The organism is Deltaproteobacteria bacterium (genome assembly GCA_016178705.1).
GTDB lineage: Bacteria > Desulfobacterota > Binatia > HRBIN30 > JACQVA1 > JACOST01.
This window is the reverse complement of the sequence record JACOST010000002.1, coordinates 24,367-40,696: the sequence shown is the minus strand read 5'-3', so window position 1 is coordinate 40,696 and position 16,330 is coordinate 24,367. Positions and strand designations below refer to the sequence as shown.

Annotated in this window: 11 protein-coding genes; all 11 read right to left on the bottom strand. The window is 64.3% G+C overall.

Translation table 11 applies throughout. From position 1 onward, the window contains the following. Positions 1-3: 3 nt before the first annotated feature. The 11 genes from HYR72_00930 to kdpC all read right to left on the bottom strand — a co-directional run bounded on the left by HYR72_00930 (position 4) and on the right by kdpC (position 16,329). Positions 4-930 carry an SDR family oxidoreductase gene (locus HYR72_00930; protein MBI1813519.1) on the bottom strand — a complete coding sequence of 309 codons (927 nt, stop codon included), beginning with the start codon at positions 928-930 and terminating at the stop codon, positions 4-6. A gap of 272 nt (positions 931-1,202) precedes the next feature. Continuing rightward, entirely contained in the window at positions 1,203-1,364 is a 162-nt protein-coding gene (locus tag HYR72_00925) for a hypothetical protein (GenBank protein MBI1813518.1), read from the bottom strand. 58 nt (positions 1,365-1,422) lie between these two features. After that, a complete protein-coding gene (locus HYR72_00920; GenBank protein MBI1813517.1) occupies positions 1,423-1,938 on the bottom strand; it encodes a response regulator in 516 nt (171 codons plus the stop codon). A gap of 210 nt (positions 1,939-2,148) precedes the next feature. After that, on the bottom strand, positions 2,149-2,976 hold the full coding sequence (locus HYR72_00915) for a methyltransferase domain-containing protein (GenBank protein ID MBI1813516.1): 828 nt from the start codon (positions 2,974-2,976) through the stop codon (positions 2,149-2,151). Further along, positions 2,969-4,093 (bottom strand): glycosyltransferase family 2 protein, encoded by a 1,125-nt coding sequence (locus tag HYR72_00910; GenBank protein MBI1813515.1) that lies wholly within the window; start codon positions 4,091-4,093, stop codon positions 2,969-2,971. The genes HYR72_00915 and HYR72_00910 overlap by 8 nt, the downstream gene beginning before the upstream one ends. A gap of 1,577 nt (positions 4,094-5,670) precedes the next feature. Further along, positions 5,671-7,377 carry an ammonium transporter gene (locus HYR72_00905; GenBank protein ID MBI1813514.1) on the bottom strand — a complete coding sequence of 569 codons (1,707 nt, stop codon included), beginning with the start codon at positions 7,375-7,377 and terminating at the stop codon, positions 5,671-5,673. Between the two features lie 31 nt (positions 7,378-7,408). Further along, positions 7,409-7,747: a P-II family nitrogen regulator gene (locus HYR72_00900; GenBank protein MBI1813513.1), complete on the bottom strand. Its 339-nt coding sequence runs from the start codon at positions 7,745-7,747 to the stop codon at positions 7,409-7,411. 156 nt (positions 7,748-7,903) lie between these two features. Continuing rightward, complete coding sequence (locus HYR72_00895; GenBank protein ID MBI1813512.1) at positions 7,904-11,269, bottom strand: AAA family ATPase; 3,366 nt, start codon at positions 11,267-11,269, stop codon at positions 7,904-7,906. 110 nt (positions 11,270-11,379) lie between these two features. Further along, positions 11,380-12,714 (bottom strand): sigma-54-dependent Fis family transcriptional regulator, encoded by a 1,335-nt coding sequence (locus HYR72_00890; protein ID MBI1813511.1) that lies wholly within the window; start codon positions 12,712-12,714, stop codon positions 11,380-11,382. A 3-nt stretch (positions 12,715-12,717) separates the two neighbouring features. Beyond that, positions 12,718-15,726 (bottom strand): sensor histidine kinase KdpD, encoded by a 3,009-nt coding sequence (locus HYR72_00885; GenBank protein MBI1813510.1) that lies wholly within the window; start codon positions 15,724-15,726, stop codon positions 12,718-12,720. Between the two features lie 27 nt (positions 15,727-15,753). Further along, complete coding sequence (kdpC, locus tag HYR72_00880; protein MBI1813509.1) at positions 15,754-16,329, bottom strand: potassium-transporting ATPase subunit KdpC; 576 nt, start codon at positions 16,327-16,329, stop codon at positions 15,754-15,756. Position 16,330: the final 1 nt, after the last annotated feature.

Genomic DNA, 16,330 nt, shown 5'->3' with positions numbered 1-16,330 from the left:
TCCCTAGTTGGCACGCGACGGTGCCGGGTTGACCAGGCCTTCGGCCAGGGTCTGCGGCACCAGTTCGTCCAACTCGTCGAGCGTCCAGCGGCCGCGCTTGTAGATGGTCTTGAGCGGGCGCGGCAGCGCGATCAGCGATATCGAGCCACCGGCGCAGAGGAAGAACTGACCGTTGACGTTGCGCGCGAAGTCGCTGGCGAGAAAGGTGACCATCGGAGCAACGTCTTCGGGATGCAATTGTTCGAGTTGGTTGAGCGCGCGCTCCTCGCGGATGATGCCCTGCTGCTTGCGAATCTCGCGAGCGCGCATCACCTCGGGTGTCAGCGTCATGCGCGTCGCTGCCACTGGGCAGATCGAATTCGCCGTCACACCGTATTTTCCCAGATCGCGCGCGGTGACCTTGGTGAGTCCGCTGATTGCCGCCTTGGCCGATCCGTAGTTGGCCTGGCCGGGATTGCCGAACAATCCGGAGCCCGACGAGAACGTGATGATGCGGCCGAAGCGCTGCTCGCGCATGAGCGGCGCGGCGTGGCGCACGCAGGTGAACGTGCCCTTGAGGTGCACCGCGAGCACCGAGTCGAACTCTTCCTCGCTCATGTTGAAGATCATGCGGTCGCGCAGAATGCCGGCGCAGGTGACGAGGATGTCGATGCGGCCGAAGTGCTTCACCGCGGTGTTGATGATGTTGGCGCCGCCGTCCCAGGTGGCGACCGAGTCGCCGTTGGCGATGCCGTCGCCGCCCGCCGCCTTGATCTCGTTGACGACGTCGAAGGCCGGCCCGGTGCTTGGCGCCGAGCCGTCGGTGTTGACGCCGAAGTCGTTGACCACGACCTTGGCGCCCTGTGCGGCCAACCCCAGTGCCACGCCGCGCCCGATGCCGCGCCCGGCGCCGGTCACGACCGCCACGCGGTCCTTGAGCATATCTCCCACAACGTGCTCCTTCTCGGGCAGTCGAATCGACGCGGACTGTATGCGAGCGAAAATTGAGGGTCAAGCGATCAAGTCAACCTAGATCGGGCAAGACTCACCGCCGAGAACGCGGAGATCGCAGAAAGAGAGTCGGCACGAGAGTATTCGAGCAGTTTCCCAAACCTCACTGGCAATATTGGCAATGGACTTTCCTTTTGCTGCTTCGTGGTCTCGCGCCTTTTGCTCGGCGCTCTCGGCGAGCTCTGCGGTGAATCCGTTTCTCTCCATCAGGGCTAAGGGAGGTACTCGGTGGCGAAGCGCCGCGCTAGGTACACGCCAACCGCCGTGCCGACGATGCTGACGATGTATGCGGTCATGAAGCCGACGAAGGAGCCAAGCCACCAACCGATGCTGCTGCCGATGGTCGCGCCGATGAAGCAGAGGAGAATGGTCACTGTCAGTACATCTCACGCGCGGGGCACGTGCGGGCTGTATGCGAACGGACGAAGGTGGTCAATCGGTGCTGCGGCCAGCCGCACGCGGCGGGGCTGCTTCAGTTCGGTCGCGCACGACATCGAGCCCGTAGTGGCCGAGGTTACTGAGGGCTTTGACGAACGCGTCAGCATCGACGGGTTTGCGGACGAACGCGACAACGCCAAGCGCGGTTGCGCCGATGCCAGCGGCATCGGCATCGGAGTTGACCATGACAATGATCGGCACGCCACTGAGAGCCGGATTCGACCAGATCTGCTGCAACAAGGCGCGTCCGTCGAGGCGGGGCAGATTGAGATCAAGTAGCACCAGTGGCTGCACGCGCGGACGAGGCGGACGGTCACTGGCTAGCCGACGGAGGATGCTCAGCGCCTCATCGCCGTCGCTCGCGACAACTATCGGGTTGCAAATGTGTCCGCGCCGCAGTGCACGGCGAATCAACTCGACATCGTCCGGGTTGTCTTCGACGAGAATAATCTCGACCTGCTCGCCTTGACTCGCAGAACTCAGATGGGATCGATCAACGGTCATGGTCATGGTGTACTGTCGTCGCAGCGCGACACCCCACACCCCAACTCGGCCCTCCGGTCTCCGACCAAGCTGACCCCAGTGTACAGCAAGGCGACACGATCCGACTCGACTCAACACCCGACCACGACTGATTCTGTACACTACGACCTGGCACGAGGTAGCAAGGCACGCGGGCGTAGCCATTGCCGAGTCGATGTCGGTGCCGTCGGGACACTTTCATTGACGGGCTCCGGAATCGACAGCGCTTCTCGCCTTCTGCGCCACCACCAGGATGTGCATGGGTGGAACCTCTTCGACCGCGTGGATCTGCAGGCCCGCATATTCGACGAGGCGAACCGCCAGAGGCGTATCGAAGACGTGATGATGAAAACAGCGGTTTTCGAAGTTGCGTCGTGAGCGAGCGACGAAGCTCGCTCGATCGCCCGCTTCTGGGTCGCGATTCAAATCGTGAAGCGCCAGAATTTCGGTCATGTGCGTCAGGTCATCTTCGGTGACGTGGTTCTCATGGTCCGCAATCAGATGCTCCATCGTTGTCACGGGCCGGCGATGATCGAAGGTGTGATCCTTGTGCGGCAACAGGATCACGAGCGTTCCTTCGTCCTTCAGCACTCGTGTCCATTCAGACAACGCCAGAATCGGATTGGCGATGTGCTCGAGGACATGGGACGCGAGCACGAAGTCATACGCCGCGGTGGAGATGCGGCCCAACGCGGTCGCCTCCGCCACATACTGCCAGCCGGCCGGCCGGTCGCGCGCATACTGAAAGGTCTGTCCTTCACGAACCTCTCCTTCCCACACGGTAGTATTGGCGAAAATGCAATTGTCGATCCTTCCGGCAATCGGATAGACCGGAAACACTCCGCTCCTCGAGAACACCTGACTTGGGCCGCCGATCTCGATTCCGGTCTTTCCGCGGATTGATTCCTCACAAAGTCGGAACGACTTCGCCCGCATCCCGAGCAGGCTGCGCACGCGCGAGTACAGAGCGCGCACCACTCCGCTGAATCCCCGCTGCCGTACGAGGCGCACCACCTGTCTAGTCATGGAGGTTCTCTCGCCGGCACGGCCCCATCCGTTGCCGCACGCCATCCACCGTTCCCGCCGCGAACGCCCGCACCTTGGCCAGCGGATTCTCTTCCAGCAACGCCATCAACCCCAATCCCAAAAGCAGACGCGCGAGACGACGAGCGCACCACCCGGGTTCCTGCTTCCAGTAGCCGGCAATGGTTACCAGAGAATTGCGCGTGATGTAGTACTTCCGCAGCGGTGCATGATTCGGAAAGATCCCCAACAAGGGGACGTGAGCGCCAGCCGGACCACCGACGCTGTGGGTCATCACCGGCTTGCGACTGATCACCACGCGACCCCCGTGCCGGCGAACTCGCAGGCAGAACTCGTGATCCACTTGGTCGATGAAGTAGTCTTCCCGGAAGCCGCCAATTGCCTGCGCCCGCGCCACGTCGATGAGGCAGCCCGAGGTGATGACCGTGATCTGCTCCACCCAGTCGCCGTCCGCTTCGGGCACTTCCGTCGCGCCTCGACGGGGATCGAGATAGTTTCCGCCAATGACGGCCGGAGCAGGCTCACACGTCGCGAGAACATGGAGCAGCGTGTGAACCATGTCGGGATAGCAGCGCGTGTCCTGATCGAGGGTCAGGAGCCAAGGGCAGCCCGCTCGTTGTGCGTGGCGCAGCCCGATGTTCAGCGCGGCGGCAACACCCAGATTGGCGCTGTTCTCGACGACGGCGATGTGATCGCCCATCGCGCCCAGCCGTTCGGCGCTGCCGCCGTTCGGAGTGTTGTCGACGACGACGACCGCGCCCACTTGTGGCAGCAGACTGCGTAGCCGCGCTTCGAAATCTGAGTCGGGATAGTAGGCAACGACCACGGCACAAACGGACTCCCCTCCAATCGGCGGGCGGGATGGATGGACGGACGAATCGGTTGAGAGGCGGTGGAGCGCCCGATGGTAGAAGATGGCGACGGCAATGTTGATGACGGTGTACAGCGCGAAGAGGCCGTTCAGGCCGCCAAGGGTTACGGCCGGCGCTACCCCGAGGGCAAACGCCGTCAGTGTGACGATCGCAACCTTGGCGCTGAGTCGGACTCCGCTGACGCCGACGCTGGCGACCAGGTGTCCGTAGAAGCCCGAAACGATCATGGCGGCGGCGCTGAGGGTCGCGATGGCAAGCAACGCAGGCCGGAAGGGGAACCCGCTGAGATGGATCTGTACCCACCCAGCGACGAATAGCGCCGCGAGGGTGACGGGGAGGAGGCGCAGGAAGCCGGCGCGGAACAGCGCTGCGAATGTCCGCCGATCGCCCTGCGGAAACAGCGGGAAGACGAAGTTGTAAAGCATCGTCGAGAGCATCATCGCGACGCCGACGGTGGCGAAGTTGTAGAGCTGATAGATGCCCACTTCGGCAAAACCCAACACGTGCTGCGCGGCGAACCGATCGCTGTACAGGAACACAGTGTTCGCCGTGCCGGTGAGCAGCGCGAAGCGAACATACGCCGCCGCTCCGCCGCTCCCGGGCCACGTTGAGGGGAGTCGTGTGCCCGAGTCGGGCGCGATTGCGGCCCGGAAGAATGGCCGCGCCGGCGCCGAGCCGGCCGCGTAGGCGATCAGGAAGACCAGCGCCGCCTCCCACCAGTGCGGCTCGAGGAAGAGCAACAACATGATGGGCAGGAAGAGCACGACCGCTCCGAACCCAAGTTCCGCCGCGATGAAGCGGCGCCAGTTCTCGCGCCCCTGACAGGCGGCCTTGGCGAAGAGCCAGAGCGCCATGGCAACGCCGAGCATGGCGCCGCAGATCAACAGCACGGCCGGGACGCGCAGTACGGGGGCCATCAGTGGAGCCAGCAGGCCAATTGCTGAAGCCGCTATGACGGTCGAGAAGAGTGCCCGTCGTCGGGTCCATCGCAGCAGCGGAACCCATGTGGTCTCCGGCTGCGCCGCGGCATAGCGCACGAACGTGCTGCCCCAGGCGCCCGCCAGTGGCGACGCGAACAGGGTCGATGCCGAGATCACCACGGCGAGTTGGCCGAACTCGCTCGGTCCGAGCCAGCGACTGATGAGAAGCTGGCCGACGGTCGAGAGTCCCTTCGCCACGACCATCCCCATCAAATAGGGGCCGAAGCGCGAGACGGCCGCCGCGGTTCGCTCGGCGGCGCGCGTACCGGTAAGCCGCTCGAAGAATCGCACGAGTAACGACTGCTCCACGTTCATCCCCCCGCCGCCGCGCCCAAAACCACGTCGCGCCGGTGTGACTCGTCTGCAACGAGCGCGCCGAGTATGCACCGATCACAGTCGTCCAGCAGTTCGCCGAGTGCTCCGCACCGGCATCCCGGGTGTGATGCCGTTGGGATCAAGTCTGGAAATTCGCGATCGGGCGAGGCGCAATCATCGCCGCCGGCTTGTCGCTCTGCCGCAGGCATTGCGACCGGATAACCTCGCGCACTGCGTGACGTCCCGCCTCGAATGCCTCCGCGATCTCCGGTTGCGTGATCCCCCACTGCTCCCACAGCGGGAACATAGCCAAAGCCTCAGGCCCCACGCCAGCCCGAGCGTGCTCGCCGCTACTCCCGCTGCACACTGCCGTGCGGGCGGCTAGTTTGAATTCACCGATCACGTGATCGGTGGCCGCCCGGCATGGTCGCCGCCGTCGCCGTCCCCGTGATCGAGAACGACGCTATTCGCCCATTTCTGATTTCAAGTGATCTGCTGGGCCCCCATTTTCACGCAGCGCCGGATGTCGTAGAGATCGCATCCTCCGGGTACGCCAAGCCGCCAAACTCCGGCACATCCAGCCCTTCGAGTTCAATTTCCCGCGAGACGCGCATGCTCTTGACGGCGTTCACCACCTTGAAGACCACGAACGTGAGCGTGAAGGCATACACAACGCATAGGGTCGCGCCGCAGAGCTGCAACGTAAACTGGCCCCAGTCTCCGTACAGCAGGCCCGTCACGCCTTGACCGGCGTTTCCGAGGTAGGTGGTCGCGCCGACGCCGTTCCAACCCGCGCCGTAGGTGCCGTCGGCGAAGATGCCGACACACACGGCACCCAGCCAACCACAATAGCCGTGCACCGAGATTGCACCACAGGGATCGTCTACTTTGATCACCCGCTCGTTGAAGAGCACGCCGAAGCAGACTAGGGCGCCCGCCATCACGCCGATGATGACCGCCGCGTTGGGTCCGACGAAGGCGCAAGGGGCCGTAATGGCGACGAGGCCCGCCAGCATGCCGTTGCAGGCCATCGAGATGTCGGGCTTCCCGAACATGAGGTACCAAACGACCAAGGACGAGGCCGATCCCGCGACTGCCGCTAGGTTGGTGTTCACGGCGACGACGCCGATGCGTAAATCGGTCGCGGCGAGCGTCGAGCCCGGGTTGAAGCCCATCCAGCCGAACAGCAGGATGAAGGTTCCGCTCACGACGAAGACGATGTTGTGTGCCGGGAACGGCCGCGGCTTCCCGTCCGGACCATACTTCCCGAGGCGCGGTCCGAGAATGAAGGCGAGCGCCATCGCACAGAAGCCACCGACGGCATGCACAACGGTCGAGCCGGCAAAGTCAACGTAGCCATGACCCCAACCCATCGTCGTACCCAGCTGCGACATCCAGCCGCCGCCCCAGACCCAACACCCGAAGATGGGATAGAGGATGGCGCCGACGAACATCTCGCAGAGCAGGAAGGCGCCAAAGGTGATTCGCTCACAGATGGCGCCGACGATGATGTAGCCAGCGGTTTCCATGAACACGACTTCGAAGAGCATCAGGACGTTGGCGCTCGCGTCGTAGGCTGGCCCGCTGAGGAAAAATCCCTTTCCACCCAAGAAGCCCCACTGTCCGCTGCCGATCAAGAACTCATTTAGCGTCGGGGCACCGCCGATACTCGCCGGCGCCGCGTTGAGCGCGACCCCGCCCCACTGAAAGGCAAAGCCGACGGCGTAGTAGGCCAGGAAGGCGAAGACGTACGCCGCGAAATTCAGCATCATCAGATGCGCGGCGTTCTTCTTGCGTACCAATCCGCACGTGAGCAGCGCGAAGCCCGCTTGCATGAAGAGCACGAGGTAGCCCGTGTTGAGCGTCCAGGCCATGTTCGTGCCGATTCGCACATGGCCCACGGCGTCCGCGAGCTTCACTGCCAAGGGCTCCCTGCCGGCCTGCTCCTGGTATTCGTCGAAGTCTTTTTTCTTCTGCGCGTAGTCGGGGGCCGCCTGATCGGTCGGCTCGGCGACGACAAAAGCATTGCCGCCGGCATCAACAACCGACGACTTGTCGCCGGTCGCAACGCCGGCAGGGTCCGGCTTCGGCTGATCGTCCGCACGCGAGATCGGTGCAAGCAGAGTAAGCGTCGTCAGGAAAACCGCGACGGCAGTTGCCACAATGAACCCTCGTACAGGACGCACGCATCCGGTGCGACGAGATGTAGACCTCATAGCTGTATCCCCCCTTTTTGTATTTGGTCGCTTAGATCGCGCTCGGACCGTGTTCCCCGGTCCGAATGCGGACTACCTCATCGAGCGGCTTCACGACGATCTTGCCGTCGCCGATTTTCCCAGTCTTCGCACCCTCGACGATCGCATCGATGATCTTGACGACTTGGTCCTCGGCCGCGAAGATCGTGATCTGGACTTTCGGGAGAAAGTCCACCGTATACTCGGCACCCCGGTAGAGCTCCGTGTGCCCTTTCTGCCGGCCGAACCCCTTCACCTCGCTCACGGTAAGGCCCGCCACACCGACCCTGGCGAGGCATTCCTTCACCTCGTCGAGTTTGAATGGCTTGATGATGGCTACAATCTCTTTCATGTGACCCCCCTTCTTCACCAGAAAGACTTCGCCCGCCGGATCTAAAGCGGCGTACAGCTTCAAGCGTGCGAGTCCTTGCACACTTCGCCGGCACTGCGCAAGATGAACGAGGGTAATCCGGAGCTGCCGTTGTAAGCGGTTCCTGACTCGTTCGGGTCACAACTCGATATCAGTGTTACCGGCAGCCGCTGCCAGATGGCCAGTGGCGCCGATCTCCGCGAATAGCTCGGAGCTGATCCGCAGCTCGCTGGCGCGCGCCGCATCATCGCCCGCAAGCCGCGCGACCTCCGCGAGCTCGAGGTGGATGAATGGTTCATAAACGCGCGCCTCGGTCGCACGCGCGATGGCCATCGCCGCCTCCAGTGCCTTGCGGACGGCCCGTTGCTTGCCCGCACCCTCGGCCCGGAGGATGACGCGCGCGTTCACGAGATGCGCTCGGCATTCCTCCACCTTTACGCCGCGTCGCTGCGCCAGGTCGATCGCTTCACGGGCGAGCGCTAGCGCGGCCTGGTGATTGCCGATCGAAGAGTTGACTTCGGCGAGATCAGCCACGATTCCCGCCTCGACATCGCAACCGATCTTCCGCGCCCGGGCAATATCGAGCGACTTCTCGAAGGCGCCGACCGCTTCTTGCCACTCTCCACGGAAGGCGAGGGCGCGCCCCAGATTTGCAAACGCGATGACCTGCGAAAAGAAGCTCCCGGTTTTTTCCGCGATATCCAATCCCCGGCGGGCATGCCCGAGCGCGTCCGCGGTCTCGCCGGTGGCTCGGGCTAGGACGACGATCCACCCGTGAATCCATCCGCGAACCTCCGAGTCGACGCGCTCGGCGGAGAGCTCAAGCGCGGCGTCGAGCGCCGCCCGGGCCTCGGCGAGCTTCCCCATCTGTCCGAGCAGATGACCACGAAGTCCAGTCAGGAAGACGAACGGGTCAATACCAGACAGCTCGGCGCCCCGAGTCGAATCGCCCCCTTCCTGGGAGAGCGCTGCCTCCGTGGTCGCCAACGATTCCCGCAATCGCCCGGCCGCCGCGCCGAAGTATGCGAGGGCCATCTTGAGACCGCGCTTGAGATCCGCGTTCCCCGAGTCCTCCGCGAGGTGCGTCGCCTCGCGCACGTTCTCCAACGACTCATTGAGGTGACCGGCCATTCCGCGAACGACGGCGTAGGCTAAGTACGCTGTGACCAGCGCGTCCCTGCTCTCGCTCTGCTGCGCGAGATCCCGGACTTCCTCGAAGAGCACCCGCACTTCTTCTTCGCTAACGCCGAGACGCCAGCTCAGGTTCAGCATCTGAATCAGCGCCAATACGCGCAATGGCAGCGCGTTGGCAGAGCCGTTGTCGCGGGTGAGCAGCGCGCGGACCTTTTGCCAGTAGCGGTAGGCTTCGGCCGGATCTTCGGATCCCAGCCATCTCGCCGCGCGCACGTACCAATCCACCGCCGCGCGTTCGTCACCGGCGCTCTCGCGATGATGAGCGATCAGTGCCGCCTGCTCGTCGACTCCCGGGTGAAGTTCCTCGATGATCCGGGCGACCTCGGCGTGGATCTGTTGGCGGCGCGCAATGAGTTGCGTGCGGTAGGCTGCCTCTTGCGTCGGGGAGTGGCGAAAGGCGTATAGCACCTCGCCGCTGCGGTTCGGCGGCGACAGCAGCTGGGTGTCGCTAAGAGTTTTGAGGGCGACGCGCAGTTCCGCTTTCGAATAGGGCACGATTCGCTGCAGAACCGCCAGCGGAAACTCCTTACCGATGACCGCCGCCGTTTGGAGCACGACTTTCTCGCGTTCCTTGAGTGCGTCGATCCGCGCATCGAGCACTGCCTGGACCGTCGCCGGGATCTCGATCTCCTCGACCCGATGCTCGGCGCGATAGCTCCCCGCGCGCCCGGTGAGTGCGCCACCCGCCTTGAGGGACCGGATTGCTTCCTCGACGAAGAAAGGATTGCCGCCGCTCCGTTCGGCGATGCGCTGGATGAGACTGCGGACCGATCGATGGTTGCCGAGGAGATCGCCCACGAGTTGCAGCGTCGCCTCCGGCGCGAGCGCCTCAAGGGGTATCTCGCGGAACTGGGTGCGACCGTGCCAGGGAGGTCGGTGGTCGGGACGGTAGTTCACGACGATGAGAGTGCGGCCTCCCGGAAGTTCTGCGACGAGTTGATCGAGAACCGCCTCGCTTCCGCGGTCGAACCATTGCAGATCCTCGCCGACGACAACGATCGGTTCTTGCGCGCTGCGGACTCGCACGAGATCGGTCAGTAACCGGAGGATCTGGCGACGCCGCGCCTCCGGATCGATCCGCTGCGCGAGATGATCGGCTTCGGACACCCGCAGCAGCTCGAAGACGAGCGGTAACGCTTCGCGCAACGGCTCACCGAGGAGGATCAGCTGTCCGGTGACCTTCTCGCGCACCGCGGCGTCGTCGTCGCGCTCTCTCACGTCGAAGTAACCGCGCAACAGTTCGACGATTGGCAAGAACGGACTCGCTCGCCCGTGAGGGACGCCGCGAGCCTGCAGGACGAGGATGTCGCGCGCGCGACACTGCGCGGCGAACTCCCAGAAGAGTCGGCTCTTGCCACACCCGGCCTCGGAGACCACGCCGACCGCACAGCCATTTCCGGCGAGGGCGTCCGCGAGGCTCGCTTCGAGCCGGGCCATCTCCGCCTCTCGTCCGACAAAGGGCGACAGGCCGCGCGCCGTCGATTGATCGAACCGCGTCCGCGCCGCGCCGACCGCTTCGAGTTCGTAGACGCGCAGACTGCGCCGCTCGCCCTTGACGGAAAATTTTCCGAGGTCCTTCAGCTGGAAGAATCCGGACACCAGCGCGGCAGTACCCCGAGTGAGATAGATCTTGCCCGGCTCGGCGAGCGACTCCATCCGGCTGGCGAGCCCGACAGTGTGACCTTGCGCAGTATAGTCCATTCGCAGGTCGTCGCCGATGCGGCCGACGACAACCTCGCCGGAGTTGAGCCCCGTGCGGACCGCGAAGTCGATGCCTCGCGTGCGGCGGAGATCGGCGTGGAACGCGGCGATCCCCTTCTTCAGATGAAGCGCGGCGAAGCACGCCCGCTGCGCGTGATCCTCATGCGCGATCGGCGCACCGAAGAGCGCCATGATGCCATCGCCCGTGTACTGGTTGATGGTGCCCTCGAAGCGGTGCACTCCCGCCGACAAAATCTCGAAGAAGCGATCGAGAGTCTCGTGCCAGGCCTCGGGGCCGACGCTCTGCGCGAGCGCCTGCGACCCCTTCACGTCGGCGAAGAGAACGGTCACTTGCTTGCGCTCGCCTTCGAGTGCGGCGCGGGAGGTGAGGATTTTCTCGGTGAGATGGCGTGGCGTGTACGCAGCGGGAGAGCGGCTCGGCCGATCGGTCGACAGCTCACTCAGCGGTCGTCCGCACATCCGACAGAAGAGCGATCCCGGTAGATTCTGGGCGCCGCAGGCAAGGCACACCGGACCGAGCGCCGCGCCGCACTCGGCGCAAGCGAGCACCTCGTCGTTACATCTCGCGTTGCACTTTGGGCAAAACATCTCGCAAACCGTACACCCAACCGCGCTGCCGATCTACGTACAGCACCGGTAGGCTTGCGGGCGACGCAAGAATTTACCCCTACGGTCAGCGAATGTCGCGCCGCCAGCCGCTACTCGATCCGGTAGCGTTTGCGCTTGCGCCACAGCGTGGTGGCGTTGATGCCCAAGCGCGCGGCGGCTTCTTCGAGGGTGGCGGCATCGGCGAGAACCTGCTGGATGTGGCGGCGCTCGATCTCATCGAGTGAGAGCGACGGATCGGCGGCCGGCGCGGTGAGCGGGGGTGTCGGCGCTGCCAGCCGGTCGGGCAGGTCTTCAATTCGAATGGTGTCGCCGCGTGACAACACCACCGCGCGCTCGAGCGCGTTCAGCAACTCGCGGACATTGCCCGGCCAGAGATACGTGACCAACGCCGCGCGCGCATCGGGGCTGAGCTGCAGTGCGCCGCGCCGATGGCGCGCACACAATGTCGCCAGCAGGTGATTGATCAGTACCGGAAGATCCTCGCGTCGCTCGTGCAGCGGCGGCAGCCGAATGCCGACGACGTTGAGGCGAAAGAACAGGTCTTCGCGAAAGCGCCCCGAGCGGACATCGGCGTCGAGGTCGCGGTTGGTCGCGGCGATGATGCGGGCGTCGACCTCGATAGTCTCGCTCGATCCGACGCGTTCAAAACGGTGCTCTTCCAAGAAGCGCAACAATTTGGCTTGCAACTCCGGCGGCAGTTCGCCGACTTCGTCGAGGAATACGGTGCCGCCGGCGGCGGCTTCGAGCCGGCCGGGCTTGTCCTTCCACGCGCTGGTGAACGCGCCCTTCATATGACCGAAGAGTTCACTCTCCAACAAATGCTCCGCCAACGTCGTGCAGCTGATCGTGACAAATGGCGCGGCGGCGCGCGGACTCCAGGCGTGAATCGCCGACGCAAGGACGTTCTTGCCGGTACCACTCTCGCCGGTGAGCATCACGGTGACGGCGGAGGCAGCCACTTGCCGGGCGGTTGCCAGCACCCGTTGCATCGGAGGGCTCGCCGATTCGAGCAGTGCTGGTTGCTCGATGGCGTGGCGCAGCGCCTGATTCTCGCGGCGCAGGGCCTGGACCTCGACCACGCGCGTCAGCAACAGCCCCACTTGATCGAGCGAAAACGGCTTGACCAGATAGTCGTACGCTCCGGCGCGCATCGCTTCGACCGCTTGGGGTACGGTGGCGTAGGCGGTCATCAACACCACCACCACGTCTGGCCGGCGGCCACGGATCTCGCGCAGCAACGCCAGGCCGTCCATGCCCGCCATGCGCACGTCGGAGAGCACGACGTCGACTGCGCTGCGATCGAGCGCGCTCAGCGCAGTCGTAGCATCGGCGGCCGTCTCTGCCGCGTGACCGAGACTGCGGACGTAGGTTGCGAGGTGCGTGCGGATGTTCTTCTCGTCGTCGACGATGAGAATGTTCGCCATGCGCTAGCCTCGCGGCAGCTCGATCGTAAAGCGGCTGCCTCGTCCTACGTCGCTTTCCAGATGGATGCGACCGCCGTGTGCTTGCACAATGTCGCGCACAATCGCCAATCCCAAGCCCGCTGATCCGATATCACCACCGTCGGCTGACTGCACGAAGCGCTCGAAAATCCGTTCGCGCTGATCGGGCGCGATGCCGGGCCCGCTGTCGCTGACGGCAATCAGCACGCTGTTGTCATCCTGATCCCGAGCGTCGATCTGCACGCGTCCACGCTCCGGCGTGTAGCGCAACGCGTTCGAGAGCAAATTCGACAGCGCCCAACTGAGCTTGATCTCGTCGCCGGCGATCGTCAGTCCGCGCTCCGCCATCGCGACGTCCAACGTGATGTTCTTCTCGCGCGCCTGCAACGCAAAGATCTTCACGACCCGTGGAATGATCTGGCGCAAATCGACGTTGCGGCGATCGAGGGCGATCGTCATCGCCCGCGCGCGCGAGAGATCGAGCAGGCGCTGCGCGACGTCCTGCAGGCGCTCGATGTCTTCGTGAGCGGTGTCGAGCAAGGTGCGCTGCTCCGCGTTGAGTTGGCCGCCGTTGCGATGGAGAAGATCGAGCGCCATCCGCAGCGAGGTGATGGGCGTGCCCAGCTCGTGCGACAGCGTGGCGATGAGCGCTTCACGCCGGGCCTCTTGATCGCGCACGTAGGTAACATCTTGCAGTCCGAGAATGAGCCCGGCGGATGCGCCGTCGCGCCCGCGCAGTGGAGTGAGGCGCAAGATGAAGTAGTGATCGCGGCCGCGCATGAAGAGGGTGATCTCGACGCGCTCGGCATCGCGCTCGGGATGGGCCAGGAAATCGCGAACGGCAGCACGCAGTCGCAGGTAGTGCGGATGGTGAGTGCCGAGATCCTCGAAGGACCGTCCGAGGACCTCGCGACGGTCGAATTCGAGAATCGCACACGCGACCTCGTTGACGTGAGCCACCGTCCCCGGCTGATCGAGCACGATCAAGCCGTCTTCCATCGCCTCGATGACCGCCTCGGTCTTCGCCTTTTCCGCCAAGACGACGTCCACGCGAGTTCGTTCGATCGCGATCGCGGCGAGACGCGCGAGTGCTTCGAGCAGCTGACGTTGATCGAGCGGCAACACGCTCCCCGGTGTCGACGTCTGCAGCGCCAGTACGCCGACGGCGCCGCGCGCCGTACTGAGCGGGGCGTGGAACCAGTCGCTACCCGCCAACGTATCGGTGCCGCGACCGGCGGGTTGATTGTGTTCCCACACCCAGTTGGCGGCCGCGCGTTCGGCTTCGGTGAGATCGGTTCCCGGGGGATCGACGGCACCCGTGGTTAGGCGGCCGCCATCGGGCAGCAGCACAGCGACGGCCGCTTGGAACTGTTCGCCAATTTGGCGCACCACCATCGGCAGCAGATCCTCGATGCCGATAGCCCCGGCAATCTGACGGCTGAACTCGTACAGCGCCGCCGTTCGCTGCTCGCGCCGACGGGCGGTGACCGCCTGGTTGCGAATGCGTGCAGTCAAATTGCTCGTCAGGATCGCAACCACCAGGAACACGAAGAGGGACAGCACGTCTTGTGGCTTGGTGATGGTGAAGGTGTAGAGCGGATCGACGAAGAAGAAGTCGTAAACCAGCAAGCTAGCGATCGCCGCAAAAATTGACGGGCCAAGACCGCCGGCGACCGCGCTGAACAGGACCGCGGTCAGGAACACCAACGCCGGATCGGTCAGTGACAGTAAGAGCTGCAGCCCTTTGGCGACGAGACCGGCGAGGGTGACGAACAGCAGCGCAGGCAGATACCGATTGATTTGAATACTTGGTGCTCGCGTCGACGGGCTGCGACGCTGTTCGGTGCTGCTCTCCTCGCCAGAAATGACACGCACCTCGATATTGCCGCTGCGGCGGATGACCTCATCGACCGGCGAGCGGCGGCCGAACTCTCGCCAGCGTGAGCGCAACGGCTTACCGAGGATGATCTCCGTCACGTTGCGGCGTTCCGCGTAGCGGACCAACTCGCTGGCGATGCGCTCACCCGAAATCGTTACGGGCTCGCCGCCGAGCTGCTCGGCCAGCTTTAGGACGCGCGCAACCCGATCGCGCTCGCTTTCGGGGCGCCGCTGAAACGCGGAGGTTTCCACGAATACCGCTAGCCATTCGGCGTGGCGAGCATCGGCGACACGGCGTGCCGTGCGGATCATGCGCTCGGACATCCGGCCGCCACTGACACAAGCCATGATGCGTTCGGTCACCGGCCACACGCCCGGAACGGCGTGCGCTTGCATGTACTCACGCATCTGATCGTCGACGCGTTCGGCGGTCTGACGCAGCGCCAATTCACGCAGCGCCGTCAGATTGCCTGGCTGGAAGTAGTTGCGGATGGCGCGCTCGGCGGCGGCCGGCATGTACACTTTGCCTTCCTGCAGGCGTTGAAGGAGGTCCTCCGGCGTGACATCGACGAGCTTCATCTCGTCGGCGCGCGCGAAGAAGCCATCGGGTATCGTTTCGCGGATGCGGATGCCGGTGATCTGGGCCACGACGTCGTTCAGACTCTCGAGATGTTGGATATTGACCGTTGTGTAGACGTCGATCCCGGCCTCGAGGATCTCTTCAATGTCCGAGAAGCGTTTGGGATGACGGCTGCCGGGCGCGTTGGTGTGCGCCAACTCGTCGACCAATACGAGCTGCGGCTTCCGCGCCAGGACCGCGTCGAGATCCATCTCTTCAAGCATGGTCCCGCGGTACTCGACACGCTGCCGCGGCAACACATCGAGCCCCTGGAGCAAGGCCTGAGTTTCCGCGCGTCCATGGGTTTCGACGACACCGACGATCACATCGACGCCCTCACCACAGCGCTCATGTGCTGCGGCGAGCATGGCGTAGGTCTTGCCGACGCCGGGCGCGGCCCCGACGAAGATCTTGAGTCGACTGCGAACTTCCTTCGCAACCGCCTGCAGCAACGCTTCTGGCGATGGCCGGCGCTCGGCTTCAGCAAAATCCGTCACAATAGCTGCGCTCCGCTGCGCAGTCTTTCACCGCGCGGACAGCGCGTCCAGCGCGAGGTTGAGTCGCAGCACATTGACTCGAGGTTCACCGAGGAATCCGAGTTGGCGTCTCTCGATGTGTTGGGCGACGAGCGTCTGCACCCGTGCCTCATCCAGACTGCGTACCCGCGCAACCCGTGGAACCTGATAGTACGCCGCCGCCGGACTCACGTGCGGGTCCAACCCGCTGCCCGACGCGGTGACGAGATCAACCGGGATCGGCCGGCTGTCGTTCGGCTGCGCTTCGCGCAACGCGGTGACCCGGGCTTGGATCGCGTCGCGGAGGGCATCGCTCAGCGGGCCGAGGTTGGAACCCGATGACGAGCCGCCGTTGTAGGGCGAAGGGGACGTTGCCGACAGGCGGCTCCAGAAATACTTCGGATCGTCGAATGGCTGGCCGATGAGCGCGGAGCCGACTAGCTTCCCATCGTTGACGATCAGGCTTCCGGCCGCCTGGGCGGGGAAAACCGTTTGGGCGATGCCCGTCACCAGCAACGGGTAGATCACTCCCGTCACCACGGTCAACACGACGAGCATCAGGATCGCCGTTCGTAGTTCTCTCATG